The sequence below is a fragment of the Peptostreptococcus stomatis DSM 17678 genome (assembly GCF_000147675.1).
Lineage (GTDB): Bacteria > Bacillota > Clostridia > Peptostreptococcales > Peptostreptococcaceae > Peptostreptococcus > Peptostreptococcus stomatis.
Map to the genome: position 1 here is coordinate 1 of NZ_ADGQ01000019.1, position 16243 is coordinate 16243.

The following is a 16243-nucleotide window of genomic DNA, read 5'->3' on the forward strand; positions in this document are numbered from 1 at the left end:
ATAATTTTATAGATTTTATTGATTTAAATTATCACCAACGTTATTTGACATAGAGCCATTATTTCTCTCACCAAGGCTAAATATTATACAACCATATATTTTCATGTTTATTTAATTCATATTTAATGGCGGAGAGAGAGGGATTTGAACCCTCGGTGCAGTTTCCCACACACCCGCTTTCCAGGCGAGCCCCTTAAGCCACTCGGACACCTCTCCGTATTATTACCACCTAAATAATAATACCACAAGTAGTCCAATTTTATAAGCCCCTATTTTAATTATAATCAATAAATTCCAGCATATTGTCCATCTTCCTATTCATAATACCGCCCACTGAACGATACCCTACACCATAATAACCAAGGGAAGGATCCGTAAGTTCATACTGCCTCAAGGCCCTAGTCCATAGTTCCTTTTCTTCATAGGTAGGGCTCTTTACATGTATGTTAGGATCTTCATGGTCCGGTTGGGATGAGTAGAAGGTGCAATTTCTAGAGTTCTTCTGACAAAACTCCTTTACCCCATCATGACAGGCGAAGTGGTCTACATTACCCCCACTCTTGTCATGGCTGTTCTTGGCAAGACTCTTGTAGGAGAAGTTGTTACCATGTTCAGCTTCAAATTTTTCTATGGCCCTGATAACAGTATTCTTGTCTATTTCCAGGTTCCTATTCTTGGTAAATATTATATTTTCCTTATTTACACCCATAGTTTCAAGAGCTCTTACCATCTCCATATCTCTTAGATAGGTAAAGTCTTCCCTACTAATCCTGCTCCTTCCAGTCCTGATAAACTCACGGTCCAGGGCCTCATATATCCAGCTCTTGCTGCCATCAGTCATCAGTATCAGGTAGACCTTCCTACCATCCTTTACATCCCTGATTATATCCAGTCCCATATCAATTGTCTCATCATCCTGGTGGGGATTTATATATACTACATCTGTCATATATTTTTTAACCAGGCCACCTACAGCCACTATCTTTTGGAAGTGGTAGTCGTGGACTTCTTCACTTGTCTTCTTAACCAATACTATATTGGCATTCATAGCTGCAGCCAGGGGAGATGCTGCTACTGTATCTGCAAATGTCTGACCTGAAGCAACCAGGCCATTCTTAGCTTCTGGGTAGTAGTCTTTTTGGATAATCCTAGATGTTTGATACCTGTCCTGACCACTTATTCTCCTAGCCTTGCCTATCTTGGCCATGGACTCCTTACTGATAGTATTTTCACCACCAATTACCAATACTTCTTCTGCCCCATAGTCATTTATAATTTTTGCCATCTTGTCGTCTATATCTCTTGGTACCAATAGCATTGGAATTCTGTTCATATAGGAATAAGATGACATAGATAGGCTGTCTGCAAATACCTCACTGCTTGCCAATATCAGGTTCTTCTTTATATCGTTATTATTTTTATGGGCAAATTCTCCACACTTATAAGATAGGTCAAATGGTCTATCGGCGCTGATACTTGTAACCTTGTAACCCTTGCTAGCCAAGTCAGATCCTAGCTTTGGATTTATATTAGAACCTACAAGATAGGCGTGTTCAACCCCCAACCTAACCATTTCTTCCCTGGTTCCCTTATCTAGTCCACCCTTACTGTTCAAGAGTATAGGGGCATCTAGGTAGGCTGATACCTGGATGGCAGACATACTGTCTACATAGTTAGACCCATCTACTATTATAACCTCATCTGAATGGTCATAGGCCATCTGTGATATGAGCCTGGATGTCTCCTGCCTGTCCCCACCACTTAAGCTTATGTAGTCCCTACTAGAATCGGTAAGGAATTGGTCAACTTGTTTTTCTCCATAGGCTTCTACACCCAGGCCTCCTACCAATCCCAGTCCAATACTAATCACGCTAGCAAGTGCCAGACATTTATTTAAAAACTTAACCATTAATATACCTCCAAATAATAGAATTTCACATAAAAATTTCTCTCTTCAATAGAATATCACATAATACGGACCTTGTAATTATATTTTAATCCGCAATTTATTAATTTTATATATTTTAGGTAATTTTTACTTATTAATACTATCTACTTTAGCCTATTTTGATTTTTCTTCCCTTCTTTCCTTAAAGAAGTCGGTCAATATCTTGCTGGCCTCTTTTTCCAGTATACCAAACTCATAGTCTATCTTCCTATCCTTGTAAACCTCTAGTTTGAAATCATTGTGTTTGCCTACCAGGTGGTTTTTCTTATGACTGGCCCCTATATATAGGCTCTTTATCCTAGAATTTTCTATAGCACCAGCACACATTAGGCAGGGCTCCATGGTCACATACATCTGACAGTCATATAGTCTCCACCTGCCTAGGGCCTTGGCCGCCTCCTGGATGGCTACCATCTCTGCATGCTGGGTTGGGTCCCCTGTCAGCTCTACCTGATTAAAGCCCCTACCCACAATCTGGCCATCATATACTACTACGGCACCTATGGGTGTTTCCTTCATGGCATAGGCCTTCCTAGCCTCTTTCAAGGCCTCGGACATAAAATAGGCCTTGTCACTAGCCCCTATTTGACCTGACCCAAGACTTCCCTGGTCAGACTTATCCATGCTTCTAGCTGGCCCACATGCCTTGTGACCAAACTTGCCATCCCTCATAAGGCCGGACATAACTGCTACACCCTGGGCACCTCTTTCAAGAACCTGGTCCACCCTATCTGGGCCTATCCCACCTATGGCATAGACTGGTAGTTTAGAAGTTTTACACATTTTATCCAAGAAGTCCAGACCCCTGGGATCCAGCCCCTTCTTACAGTCTGTTGGGAAGATATGACCGGCAAATATATGGCTGGCCCCAAGTCTTTGGGCCTGGCTGGCCTCATCTAGAGAATGGGTAGAAACACCTATACGATCAAAATGGTCTATAAAAGACTGATATTTTTCCCCATCTCTGGCCAGGTCTAGGAGGTCATAGAGGGGCATATGAATATTTTTTATCCCCAATTCTATGGCAGATTTCCAGTACTTGTGGGCATAAATGTCTATCTCATAAGCCTGACAGAGTTCCTGGACATCCCCCAGTAATTTTAGGTAGACTTCCTGGTCTAAGTCTTTTTCCCTCAAGACTAGGCCTTCTATTAGGAAATCCTCCAAATAGATTCCCTGCCTATAGGCTACAAATACCTCTTCAAGCCTCTTTAAAAGACCCTCCTGGCAGATTTTCCTATTGGTTACGACCATCAATTTTTTCTTATTTCTTTCCCCTCTTTTTTCCATACTACTCCCTTACTTGATACCTTCTTCAGTCAGGTTAATATAGTCACTCATGACCGGCTGTAGGCCTCCTGCTTTTATGGCTTCAAATACCTCTTTAACATCTCTAGTGTCAGCGATTTCAAACTGTTCATCGCCCTTTTCATTTTCAATTTCCTCGGAATGACTTCCTATACCCGTACTTACACCAGCAGATATCTTGGTAGCTGCTATTTTTATAATGTTGTCCCTAAACCTTGGTAGCTCCCTAGTTGATACCGTGATGCTGGCAAATGGCAGGAAGATCCTATAGGCACAAATTATCTGTAGTAGTTGGGTTTCGTGAACATCCTTAGGATTTATTTTATCATTATTTATAATAGGTCTCAACCTCGGACAGGAAATTGCTATCTCTGCATGGGGGTACTTTTGCTGGAGTAGGTAGGCATGGTAGCCTGTAGCAAAGGCATCCTTCCTAAAATCATCCAAGCCTAGTAGGGCTGCAAAACCGACCCCTCTCATGCCTCCCCTTAGGGCCCTCTCCTGGGCATTCAACCTATATGGGAAGACCCTCTTGTGGCCTGCCAAATGTAGGGTTTCATACTTGTCAGAATTATAGGTTTCCTGAAATACTGTAACGTAGTCTGCCCCACAAGAATTAAGGTAGGCATATTCATCAGTATTCATAGGGTAGACTTCCAGGCCTACTATACTAAAATACTTGCTGGCCAACCTACAGGCCTCCCCTATATACTTTACATCAGAGTGCTTCCTACTCTCCCCAGTCAGGATTAATATTTCTTGAAGGCCTGTCTCCGCTATGGCCTTCATTTCTTTTTCTATCTGGTCGAAATTTAACCTAGACCTCTTTATCTTGTTGTGGGAATTAAAACCACAATAGATACAGTAGTTCTCACAGTAGTTGGCTATATATAGGGGGGTAAACATATATATTGAATTACCAAAGTGGGCCCTTGTCTCCCTCTGTGCCCTCTGAGCTATCTCTTCTAAAAAGTCCTGGGCAACTGGTGATAGGAGGGCCTGAAAGTCCCTAGGTGACAAGATATCCTTGGCAAGGGCGACTTTGACATCACTTGCAGTAAATGAATCATAGTCATAGGCCTCCATCTGGTCTATTACCCTGGCCATAATATCTGATTCTAGTCTTTCCATCCCATCCATATATTCCATGTGGTCTAATTTCTTCATATCTGGCACCCCCTAGTCCTCTAAGAATCCTGTTAGTGGTGATGAAGCGACCCCACCCTTTTCTACAACCCTGCCCAGCTTGGCAAGATAGGCCAGCCTACCAGCTTCTATAGCCTGTTTAAAGGCCTGGGCCATCATAGGTATATCTCCTGCAGTAGCTATGGCTGTATTGGCCATTATAGCTGCAGCCCCCATTTCCATAGCCTCACAGGCCTGGGACGGTCTACCAATTCCTGCATCTACAATTACAGGTAGGTCTATTTCATCTATCAAGATCTGGATAAAGTCCTTGGTAACCAAGCCCTTGTTTGATCCTATTGGAGATCCAAGTGGCATTATACAGGCTGCCCCTGCATTTTTAAGGTCCCTGGCCACATTTAGGTCCGGGTACATATATGGCATAACTATAAAGCCCTCCTTGGCAAGGATTTCTGTAGCCCTTATAGTCTCCTGGTTGTCCGGTAGTAGGTACTTTGAGTCCCTGATTACCTCAATCTTTACGAAATCACCGCAACCACACTCTCTTGACAGCCTGGCTATCCTGACTGCCTCTTCAGCATTTCTCGCCCCTGACGTATTTGGTAGAAGGGTCACTCCCTTAGGTATATAGTCCAGTATATTTTCAACCTGGCCCCCAACTGCCCTCCTCAAGGCTAGAGTAATAATCTCTGCCCCAGCATACCTTACCGCACTATCTATAAGGTCTAAGGAATACTTACCTGACCCCAATATAAACCTAGAATTAAACTCTCTACCACCGATTATCAACTTATCATCCATAATTATTTCCTCCCTATTTTTCATCCTTAATTAATTCTTTTAAAAATGTACACTTAATATTTTTCGTCCTATCCTTCTAGACCCATAATTAGCCTAAGGATTATATTGGCCTGGTGACCTGCACATATGCTGACCCTCGGGGCCATCATACCAGGTGTAAGCTCAAAGTCAGACCTCTCATCCCCACATAGGTATAGCCTGGAAAACTTCTTTTGAGTCCTAATAAGGTTGGCATCATCCAGACCGGCCATGCCGGAAGCTGCTATTACCAGCTTGTCATTGGAGTTGGCCAGGACCTCTGATACCACCATTGACTTTGTAGCTGGATCATCCAGGGCTTCACATATTATTTGTTGGCCTTTGACAATGTCCATAATATTGTCCCTATTGATTTTAGTATCTATGACCTCTAGGTCTATAAAGGGGTTTATGGACCTTATAACCTCTACCAGGGCCTGGGTCTTTTTCATACCTATATGGCCCAGGCTATAATACTGCCTGTTTAGGTTTGAAGCCTCCACCTGGTCAAAATCAACCAAGACCAGCTTGCCTATATCAGACCTGGCCAGGTAGACTCCTATATTAGATCCCAGGCCTCCAAGGCCCAAAATACAGATGCTGGACCTAGCCAAGACCCCCTCTGGATCACTTATATTTCTCTTAAATATATCCTGAGGGCCTAGTACTCTTCCTCCTATATTTATATTTTTTAGTCCCTTATATATACTTCTCTTTAAGCTAATGACATTCTCTTCTTTTTCCCTAGACTTCTCGAATTTACCCTCTATCTTAACCACCCCCTACAAAACAAACTATCTCTACCTTGTCTGACTCATTTATTACATAGTCTCCATAGGTCCCTCTTTTTATAATGGTCCCATTTACCTCTACGGCCAGCCTATCTACATCAAAGCCTTGGTCTTGCAAATATTTAAGTAGACTTTGACCTCCAGCCAACACTTCCTGTCCATTTATAATCGCCATGATTTCACCATCCTTTTTCGTGTAAATATTCATTTTTGCTGAAAAAAAACGCACGAAGGAAGCCTACACCCGTGGTGGTGTACCCCTTCGTGCGACGTTAATCAACACTCTGATGTTATTTTACTATATTTTTACTTCAAATACAATAGGAAATCGATATTTCAAGTAATTATATTGTCTAACCTTCTGAAGTCTATCCGAATCAAAAAAGTTTTTTGCCCCTTGAATTATCAAGCCACTAAAAAACCGACCCAAGAATCAGACTTTGTCTAATCCCCTAGGTCGGCTAAATTTTCTAATATTAAGCTAAAATATTATTCCCAATAGTCTAGGTCTTCAGGATTTAAACCAACAGACTTAGCGTGGAATTCTGGTTCCTTACCAGCCTTCTTCTGTTCTTCATAATCCTTAAGAGCCTTAATAGCTACTCCACCCAAAATTACACAGCAAGGGATGTTTATAAGAGCCATCAAGCCCATTGTAATATCAGCTAGGGCCCAAGCTGCTTCCATTGATATGATTGCACCAAAGAATACTACTAGTGCAGCGACCACATAGAATATCTTCATAAATCCATCACTTGGCTTCTTGTTACCATTTAGGTAAGATAGGCCTGTTTCACAATAGTAAAGGTTACCTATCAATGTAGTGAAGGCAAACATAATCATAGCTACTGTAATAAATAGAGGTCCAAATGAACCAAATATAGAACGTAATGATTCCTGTACCATTGGTGCACCTGCCATATCAGGCTTGATAGCAACGCCACTGATTAATATCATAAATGCTGTTGCTGAACAAATTAATAAAGTATCTATATATACAGACAAGAACTGTACTAGACCCTGCTTAACTGGGTGAGATACTTCTGCTGATGCTGCTGCATTAGGGGCAGAACCGACACCGGCCTCATTTGAGTAAAGTCCACGCTTGATACCATATACTAGACAAGATCCCGCTAGACCGCCTGCAAATGACCTACCACTAAAGGCATCTGTAAATATCATTCTGAATACTTCTGGTAACATTCCTATATTTAAAACTAGGACTATGATTGAAACTAGCACATAAGCTACACCCATGAACGGAACTATAACCTCTGTTACACGGATCATACTCTTACCACCGCCAACTATAGATATGAAAACTGCAAGGGCTATAATTGCACCTATGATTTTTGGTGTTACACTTGGGTTGTAGAAACCATATACTGAGAATGTGGACTGTAGGTTATATGAGCACAATAGGTTAAATCCAAAACCATATGTCAATATCAAACACACAACGAACAAACCTGCAAGGAACTTGCTCTTCAAAGCTGTTTCAATATAATAGGCTGGACCACCATAGCAACCACCTGTTTTTTCATCTTTACGCTTGTAGATCTGTGCTAGTGTAGATTCTATAAAGGCTGTTGCCGAACCAACTATAGCTAGGACCCACATCCAAAAGGCTGCACCTGGACCACCAAGTACTATAGCTGTAGATACACCAACGATATTACCAGTACCTACACGAGATGCAGTAGAAACCATCAAGGCCTGGAAAGAAGAAACTTTTCCTTTTTCACCTGGCTTTTCCTTAACTGCCCTTATAGATTCTGGAAATAATCTAAGCTGGACAAAATTTGTCCTAAAACTGAAGTAAATACCTGCTACTGCTAGTACTACTATCAAAATAGGATAGTACATAACGTCATCGATTTTTGTCAATAATTCTAAAATAAGTCATTCCTCCCCTTTTGCAGAATAAGATATCCCAGCAGTCATCCTAATTGGGTACTGTTATTAGATACCAATACTCTGAAATTTAACATATTTATTACTAATTTATTCCACAATAATATTATCCTATAAATAGGGTAGAATTGCAAGTAGAAAAATAAATATTTCAAAAAAAGCATTTGCCTATCATTCTTTTTATAAAAAATGAATAATGTTATGCATTTTCGGTCATATATAAAATATTTACATATTATCGAGGTCTTTTTTTGAAAGTTATGCATAAATAAATTCATAAATTAGGGGTATTCCAGACACAAATGAAATAAAAATTTCAATTGTTTCAATATGATAAAATTATCCTTATCTTAAAAACCATAGAATGTAAAAAACCTTTGTTCCTTTTACATAGTAGAAGCTACCATTTATAGTTTTTTATACAACTTTATACTTGGTTTTCTTCTTAGTTCTTTTATAATTTTTGTTTCTAATAAGATGATATATGTTATAAACAATATTTTGATATTTGTATTATTGAATAGCCTGTATTACATAACAAGTCATAAGTTCCAAAAATATAAGTTAAAAATAAAGTAAAAAAAGAGGAGTGTCGTCTCCCCTTCAAAACCTAGAAAAGGTCTCTTAAGTCGTTCATGATTTAAGGGACTTTTTTCCGTTGTATAATCCTCACCAGAATACTCCATTTAGCTAAAGAAAGAGCCTATAGTCTGGTACACTATAGGCTATTTTAAAATAACAAATTGTTAATCTCTTTAGCTACATATATTTAACATAGCTTCATTTATATAGTGTTACCTATATACAAGTTAGCGCATTTTTGATTACTGCTTTTAGATTATATATGTTTAAATCTTGCTTCTTTTTTCAATACTATCTAGGAGAATTAAAAATAATCCTATCATAAACAATTTACTTCTGCTAAAATATATAACATTAAAAATTTCAGAAAATCTAACTAGTTCTATATCAACTGGTCTGAAATTAAATACAAACCATGAGGAAAAAATACATATTAGTATATCAATTATTATTAATATAATCCCCACATCTTTTTTATTTATTTTATCTCTATTTTTCATATTTTATTTATCCTTTATTAAATTATGTCTGAAGTTAATAAATTTTGCTTTTTTATAAGGAGTTCTACTTAATACTTTACCATAAATGATAATGTACTCACAAGAATAGCATTTTTCATTGCTCTACTTTTTTCAATTTATTATTCATAATAAATCACCTCCAAATAATATTATTATAATAATATTATTTATTTTGCAAAAAGTCAACAAAAAAGTCAGAAAATTTTCAAAATTATTTTTTCATAATTTGTAATAGTAAGTTGAACTTGGTTATTTTTTTCTTCCCATTTTAAAAGCCCTCCTATGATAATTGTTTTACCATAGAAGGACTTATTTTAATTTACAGGTTTTTTTGCATACTCTCTCATATTTAATATATTCTACTGATTTAAACTATCACCAATCTTATTTGACAAGAGGCTATACTCCTTGCCTAGACTCATCGTTCTGCAAGTAGTATAGTAGGATCCCAACTATTTTATTAAGTCACACTTCATATACTTTCTTAGGGCTTCCGGAACCACTACGCTGCCATCAGCCTGCTGGTAGTTTTCAAGTATAGCAGCAAGAGTTCTACCAACTGCCAAACCTGATCCATTTAGAGTGTGGACAAATTCAGTCTTGGCATTTCTATCCCTCTTAAATCTGATGTTGGCCCTTCTTGCCTGGAAGTCTTCAAAGTTTGAACAAGAAGATATTTCTACATACCTGTTGTAACTTGGCATCCAAACTTCTAGGTCATACTTCTTGGCAGCAGTAAAGCCTAGGTCTCCTGTACATATCTTAACCACCCTATATGGTAGGCCTAACAACTGTAGCATCTTTTCAGCATCATTAGTCAAAGTTTCTAATTCCTGGTAAGAATCTTCTGGCTTAACAAACTTAACTAGCTCTACCTTATTGAACTGGTGCTGTCTAACTAGACCCCTAGTATCCCTACCAGCTGATCCGGCTTCAGACCTGAAGCATGGAGTGTAGGCACAGTGCTTGATTGGAAGCTTGTCCAAGCTCAATATTTCATTGTTGTAAAGGTTAGTTACTGGAACTTCTGCAGTTGGTACCAAGAAGTATTCTAAACCTTCTAGCTTGAACATATCCTCTTCAAACTTAGGTAGCTGGCCAGTCCCTATAAAGCTGTTTCTATTGGCGATGAAAGGAGGTATTACCTCTGTATAGCCGTTATTTTCAGTATGCTGGTCAAGGAAGAAACCTATTAGAGACCTTTCTAGCTTAGAACCCAAGCCCTTAAGCACTGTAAATCTTGATCCTGTTATCTTTCCACCTCTTTCGAAGTCAAGTATATCAAGGTCTGTTCCTATGTCCCAGTGGGCCTTGTGTTCGAAATCAAACTTTGTAGGCTCTCCCCACCTTCTTATTTCTACGTTGTCTTCATCAGTTTCACCCTGTGGTACATCTGGGTGTGGTACATTAGGTATTCTCATTAGCCTATAAACTAGCTTTTCTTCTACTTCCCTAAGTTCAACGTCAAATTCCTTTATCTTGTCAGATAAGACCTTTAGTTCAGCCTTTATCTCGTCTATATTTTCACCGTTTTTCATCATTACTGGTATCTTCTTAGAGTCAACATTTGACTTGTTCTTTAGGACTTCAACTTCCTTTAAGATAGCCTTTCTCTTGTCATCCAAGTCTAGTACTTCATCAAGGTCCTTAGGATCAAATTCTCCTTCACCCCTTCTGCCCATCAAAAGCTTAATCTCATCAAGATTTTCTCTAATTCTCTTTACGTCTAACATATCTTTACCTCTCTTTATAAATAATATATTTTTTGTATTTTTAATACTGGGACCCGGCAAAAAAGCATGATTCCTAACAAGGGTATATGATAGGTCCTGTATTTTAATAATAAAAAAAGACTCCCATCCCAATAAGGGACGAAAGTCATAATTCCGCGTTGCCACCCTAGTTGGCTATATAAATAGCCCACCTCTAACCCTTATCGCAGGTCCTACGTCTAGTACTATTTCAAACTAGAAGCTCCGGAGTAGATTCAGGAAAACTTGCCATGGGTTCACACCGACCACCCATTCTCTGAAGACAGGACTTAACTTACTAGGCTCCATCATAGCCATCAAATCTATATGTATCCATTATATACCTATTAAAGACCTTTTTCAAGCCTAACTTACTATGGATTTACATAGACCTCTCTTAGTTGTCAAGACATATGTTACACTTTGAGAAATACTCTAATCAACAGAGTATAAACTGTTGAAATTATGTGTAAAAAATTGTATAATAATAATGCCCGCACCGGCCAACAGTGATGTTGGTAATAGTATTGTCCACGGACAGAATGGGGTCTAAAAAGTACTATTTGCAAGGAGGTGATGTCTACTATGAATAAAATTTCAGATGTATTAACAGTGATTAGTTTTATATTATTTATTGTTATAAAAATATTTGAAAATAATAATTACAGTATGGCATCACTGTTGTGTGGTGCTATTTTTATATGGAAAGGACGTGTATTTGTTGGAGAAGGGATATGATTCGAAAATATTTGCAAAAAAGAGGAAACAAAAATACCCTAGAAATAAGTTTTTTTCTTATTCAGGAGTGAGTAGGGATGATAAAAACTTCAGTTACAAAGATTTTCGTAATTCAGATTCAATACACTCTTCATTTAAAAGATGTAAGTTTTTTGGTACTTTATTTAAAAAATCAAAATTGAAGTATTGTTCTTTTGGTGGTGCTATTTTTACGGGTATAACATTTACGAATTGCAATTTTAGAGGAAGCCGATTTTTAGGTGCTGTTTTTGATAATTGCTTTTTTGAACACTGCATTTTTCAAAAATGTAATTTTAAAAATGCTCAATTTATTAATACCTATGTTAAAAGTTCAAGTTTTAAAGAAGCATCAGGTTTAAAATTAGATTTAATAAAATACGACATAAGCGAATTAAATATAGTAGATGATAAGGTGTTAGAAGATTTGAGGTCAAAATATATTAATACTAATGTAGAAAATGTTATTAATAAAATTGATATCAGTAGACTATTAACCGTTTTTGAACGAGATAGATTAGAAAATACACTAGATGCTTTAAAAGAAAATGATAAGATAGATACAGTAGTTTTTAGTCATGTCTTGGCGAAAATTAAATAAAAACAATTACAGGTGATAGAAAATAAAAATCTATCGCCTTTTTATGTCTTGAATTGTCAAATCAAATGCAACTCTACTGAATGATAAACCTCGTATGGAGTTTTCCAATTTAAGCATTTGCGCGGTCTAAGATTTATTTATTTCATTTTTGCTTCAACATAGCTATCTGATTGATTAATAGAGAGTATAGAATTTTTTCTGTAAATTTGCCTTCTATGGTAATTTACAGAAAAATTTTATACTCTAGGTTTTTATCTGTGTTCTAACATCTTCTTTTATTTACTCTTAAAAATAGTTTACATGTCTAAAAATATACTATATATAATCTATTATTATTTGTCTATTATAATTGACTATACCTGATTTTTAATTAAATCTTCCAGACTCTCTCTCTTTATAACAATCTTGTCCTTGCCATCACCAACAAATACTACTGCTGGCTTTTGCATAAGATTGTAGTTAGATGCCATGGAATAATGGTAGGCCCCTGTACAGGCTACTACCAGAATATCACCTATTTTTGCCTCAGGTATCCTGACATCCTTGGCTATCAGGTCTCCTGACTCGCAGCACTTACCGGCTATTGTTACAAGAGAGGCGTCCTCCTCATTCATCCTATTTGCCAGGGCAACCTCGTACTTGGCACCATAAAGGGCAGTCCTTATATGGTCGGTCATGCCACCATCAATTGACACATATGTCCTTACACCAGGGATTTCCTTTATAGTTCCTACCCTATATAGGGTATAGCCTGCTTCACCGACTATAGACCTACCTGGCTCTAACCACAATTGTGGTATGGCCAAACCTTGGCTCCTGGCAGACTCTTTTAGGCAGGCTATTATCTCTTCTAGAGCATCCTCTATTGGATATGAGACATCCTCATCTGTATATCTGATACCAAATCCTCCACCTATATTTAGGATTTTCGCTTCAAAGTCAAGATCCTCTTTAAGGTCCTTTAACCAAACAAAAACTTTCTTGATTGCCGCCTGACTGCCTTCTGTACCAAATATCTGTGACCCTATATGGAAGTGTAGTCCTATTAGGTCTATATTTTCAGCCCTCAATATGGCTTCTACACCCTCCCTGGCCTGGCCATTATCTATATTTAGACCAAATTTAGAGTCTGTATTTCCTGTTGTTATAAATTCATGGGTATGGGCCTCTACACCTGGAGTAACCCTTAATAGGGCCTTTGCCCTCTTGCCCATTTCTCCGGCTATCCTATCTATCCTTTCAACCTCAGCAAGACTGTCTACAACAAAGCAGCCTATATTACTTTCTAGGGCATAGCCTATTTCATATTCTGTCTTGTTGTTACCATGAAGATGGATTTTCTGGGAGTCAAAATCTACTGAAAGGGCATTGTATAGCTCTCCAACAGATACAACATCTAGGCCCATGTCTTCTTCCTTCATTATCCTTACCAATTCCTTACATATAAAGGCCTTGCTTGCATATGAAATATGGTAGTCAAGTCCAGACTTTGATAGAACCTTGTGAAACCTCCTACACTGGTCTCTTATCAGGCCCTCGTCATAGACAAATAAGGGGCTTCCATACTTATCTACCAGGCTACATGTATCTACCCCACCTATTTCAAGATGGCCCTTTGAATTTATTCTTCCGCTTCCATGTAATTGCATACTTATCCCCCTTCTAAATACTCTTTTTATACTATACTTCTATCTATTATTTATATTTATATTTATCTTTCTTATTCTTTCCTTTTATTTATTTCTATATAATACTTTATCCATCTATTTCTATATAGTCCACATCAAGACTCATATGGTTTAACACAGATATTTGCTCTGAGTTGCTGGCCACCCCCTTGAAGGTATATTCATGGACCGGTATATCATGGCCATAAAAATAAACTTCATCACCAAGGGTTACAGCCTCATCTATAATAGCTACTGAATGGCTCATCATCAGGGAAACCAAAGGATACCTCCTCTTGTTTATCTCCAAGTCATGCCCCCTTATCCTTGACCTTAAGAGGCCATCTCCATAGCCCATATTTATAACTGCAAGGTCTGTAGGTTCCTTAGCCACAAAGGATGAACAATACCCTATACTCTGACCTGGATCAAGGTGGATTATAGACAAGACCCTTGCAGACAGACTGATTGCATGGTCTATCTTTTTAGGACATTCCCTGTAGGGTAGGCAACCATACAGGTATATTCCCAACCTAACATGACTATGGTCTTCTAGCAAGCCATCCCTGGCAAAGGAGGCGCTATTTTGAGCATGGATAAATTTAAACTTATGAACTCTTTTGGCTGCTGCTAGGGCATCAAGCCAAATTTCTCTCTCTCTTTCATAGGTCTTGTCTTGGTCGAACTCATCCGCCCATGAAAAATGTGTCCATACACCTTCTATATCTATATTATTGTCCCTTGCAAGGGACAATATCTCTGACATTTCCTCCTTAGACCTACAACCTGACCTCCTCATACTTCCTGCCCATTCAAGCTGCCAAGATATACCCTTCATATCTTCAAGGTTATTTTTTACAAAGTCAAGGTTGGCTATGGCCGTAGAAATCCTATACTTTCTCAATAGATCGAATTCCTTGGCTGGGTTTAGGGATATAATTGTTATATCCTCATATAGGTCTCTCATCTTTATACATTCCTTTAAAGATGTAGTTGCAAAGACCCTTACTCCTGCCTTGTAAAAGGTCTCTACTGCCCTTTCTAGACCAAAGTTATAGGCATTGTTTTTTACTACTGCTATCAAGCCTCCATCGGTTTCTTTAAGGACCCTAGTCGCATTTTTGTAGATAGCCCCCAGGTCTATTCTCAATTTTGCATTTTCCATTTCAATTACACCTACCTAATTACAATAAGCCCTTACTACTTCTACAAGGAAGTCCACCCCATATACCAGGGCCTCTTCCCTCATCTGTAGTGTCGGCGTATGAAGTCCTGTCGTATAGCCTAGGTCTTCATTTCTAATTCCTACAAAGGAATAGTTTACTGGCCCAAGCTCTGAGAAGAAGGAGAAGTCCTCACCCAATAGGTAGGGCTCTTCTTTAAATTCAAAACTAGCCCCTGTATTTTGTGCTGCCCTTTCCACTAGGTCTAGTAGGCAGGCATCATTTAAAAGGGCAGGATAGCCCTCTTTAAAGTTTAAATCAACCTTGCACCTGCTAGCTATCTCCAGGCCCGAACAAATTTCTTTCATTCTATTTTTTATTATTTTAAGGTCATCGCCATCATAGGTCCTGATAGTCCCCTCCATGTGGCCATTTTCAGGAACTGCATTCATGACTTCTCCTACAGACATCTTACCCACATGGATTATATTAGTATGCTTACAGTCTAGGTCATAGACAGTAATTGCCTCTATTTGTTGGTAGATGTTTACACAGGCATTTAGGGCATTTAGGCCATTTTCTCTCAGACCAACATGGGCAGTCCTTCCCTTTACATCTATGGTAAACTCATTGCAACTAGCCATTATAGGGCCTGGTCTTGTAACAATTTTTCCCTCTTCAAAATCCGGGTTTACATGAAGGGCATACGAGGCCTTGATATTATATTTTTTAAAATTATATTCCTTTATCAAGAGGTTGGCCCCACCAAAGGACTCCTCTGATGGCTGAAATACAGCCAGTATATTCACTTTTAGAAGGCCTGACTTTTTCAATTCCAGGATTTCCTTCACTACACCCAAGAGCATGCTTGCATGAGCATCGTGGCCACAGGCATGCATGACCCCATCATTTTGGGATTTGAAGTCTACATCATTCATTTCCCTTATAGGAAGGGCATCTACGTCTGCCCTCAAAATGATAGTATCTTGTCCCCCTCCATCTATATAGACTATGGTCCCTGTATTTAGGCAGGTCTCATAGGTCAAGTCCATCTTGTCAAGTTCAGCCCTTATATAGGCGGCTGTCTTATACTCTTTTTGGGACAACTCCGGATTTTTGTGTAGGTGTCTTCTCCACCTTATTAAATCTTCTAACCTTGTTACCTTCATATATTCACCTACTATCTATACAAAAATTAGTATTAACTATATTCAAAATTATACCATCTTTACAAAATAATTTATAAAGTATAATTCGAATTTTCGTTAATACTAAT

General features: G+C 38.4%; 14 protein-coding genes, 1 tRNA gene and 1 other annotated feature. Of the genes, 2 read left to right on the forward strand and 13 right to left on the reverse strand.

The window, feature by feature from the left end:
- Positions 1-126: 126 nt before the first annotated feature.
- The 10 genes from HMPREF0634_RS01855 to serS form a co-directional block, all read right to left on the reverse strand.
- Positions 127-216: transfer RNA gene (locus tag HMPREF0634_RS01855), tRNA-Ser, on the reverse strand.
- Between the two features lie 58 nt (positions 217-274).
- Positions 275-1909, reverse strand: a complete 1635-nt coding sequence (locus HMPREF0634_RS01860) for a cell wall-binding repeat-containing protein (protein ID WP_007788505.1) — start codon at positions 1907-1909, stop codon at positions 275-277.
- Between the two features lie 153 nt (positions 1910-2062).
- Entirely contained in the window at positions 2063-3238 is a 1176-nt protein-coding gene (locus HMPREF0634_RS10095) for a thiamine phosphate synthase (protein WP_007788490.1), read from the reverse strand.
- A 9-nt stretch (positions 3239-3247) separates the two neighbouring features.
- Positions 3248-4423, reverse strand: a complete 1176-nt coding sequence (gene thiH / locus HMPREF0634_RS01875) for a 2-iminoacetate synthase ThiH (protein WP_007788496.1) — start codon at positions 4421-4423, stop codon at positions 3248-3250.
- A gap of 12 nt (positions 4424-4435) precedes the next feature.
- Positions 4436-5203, reverse strand: a complete 768-nt coding sequence (locus tag HMPREF0634_RS01880) for a thiazole synthase (protein ID WP_007788536.1) — start codon at positions 5201-5203, stop codon at positions 4436-4438.
- 68 nt (positions 5204-5271) lie between these two features.
- A complete protein-coding gene (thiF, locus tag HMPREF0634_RS01885; protein ID WP_007788499.1) occupies positions 5272-6000 on the reverse strand; it encodes a sulfur carrier protein ThiS adenylyltransferase ThiF in 729 nt (242 codons plus the stop codon).
- Complete coding sequence (gene thiS / locus HMPREF0634_RS01890; RefSeq protein WP_007788497.1) at positions 5993-6187, reverse strand: sulfur carrier protein ThiS; 195 nt, start codon at positions 6185-6187, stop codon at positions 5993-5995. The genes thiF and thiS overlap by 8 nt, the downstream gene beginning before the upstream one ends.
- Positions 6188-6501: 314 nt before the next feature.
- Positions 6502-7878 (reverse strand): alanine/glycine:cation symporter family protein, encoded by a 1377-nt coding sequence (locus HMPREF0634_RS01895; protein ID WP_050786331.1) that lies wholly within the window; start codon positions 7876-7878, stop codon positions 6502-6504.
- Positions 7879-8774: 896 nt separating this feature from the next.
- Positions 8775-9008 (reverse strand): hypothetical protein, encoded by a 234-nt coding sequence (locus HMPREF0634_RS01900; RefSeq protein ID WP_040565626.1) that lies wholly within the window; start codon positions 9006-9008, stop codon positions 8775-8777.
- A gap of 473 nt (positions 9009-9481) precedes the next feature.
- Entirely contained in the window at positions 9482-10762 is a 1281-nt protein-coding gene (serS, locus tag HMPREF0634_RS01905) for a serine--tRNA ligase (protein ID WP_007788491.1), read from the reverse strand.
- Positions 10763-10893: 131 nt separating this feature from the next.
- Positions 10894-11101 (reverse strand) — a binding site (T-box leader).
- Between the two features lie 264 nt (positions 11102-11365).
- Between serS and HMPREF0634_RS09735 the strand changes: the two genes are divergently transcribed.
- Positions 11366-11518, forward strand: a complete 153-nt coding sequence (locus HMPREF0634_RS09735) for a hypothetical protein (protein ID WP_007788516.1) — start codon at positions 11366-11368, stop codon at positions 11516-11518.
- Positions 11502-12137, forward strand: a complete 636-nt coding sequence (locus HMPREF0634_RS01910; RefSeq protein ID WP_007788495.1) for a pentapeptide repeat-containing protein — start codon at positions 11502-11504, stop codon at positions 12135-12137. The genes HMPREF0634_RS09735 and HMPREF0634_RS01910 overlap by 17 nt, the downstream gene beginning before the upstream one ends.
- Positions 12138-12490: 353 nt before the next feature.
- On the opposite strand, the gene lysA is transcribed toward HMPREF0634_RS01910, so the two are convergent.
- The 3 genes from lysA to HMPREF0634_RS01925 form a co-directional block, all read right to left on the reverse strand.
- Positions 12491-13786, reverse strand: coding sequence for a diaminopimelate decarboxylase (gene lysA / locus HMPREF0634_RS01915; protein ID WP_007788531.1), 1296 nt, complete (start codon positions 13784-13786; stop codon positions 12491-12493).
- A gap of 106 nt (positions 13787-13892) precedes the next feature.
- Positions 13893-14969, reverse strand: coding sequence for an alanine racemase (locus HMPREF0634_RS01920; protein WP_007788513.1), 1077 nt, complete (start codon positions 14967-14969; stop codon positions 13893-13895).
- 15 nt (positions 14970-14984) lie between these two features.
- Positions 14985-16136, reverse strand: coding sequence for a M20 metallopeptidase family protein (locus tag HMPREF0634_RS01925; RefSeq protein WP_007788523.1), 1152 nt, complete (start codon positions 16134-16136; stop codon positions 14985-14987).
- Positions 16137-16243: the final 107 nt, after the last annotated feature.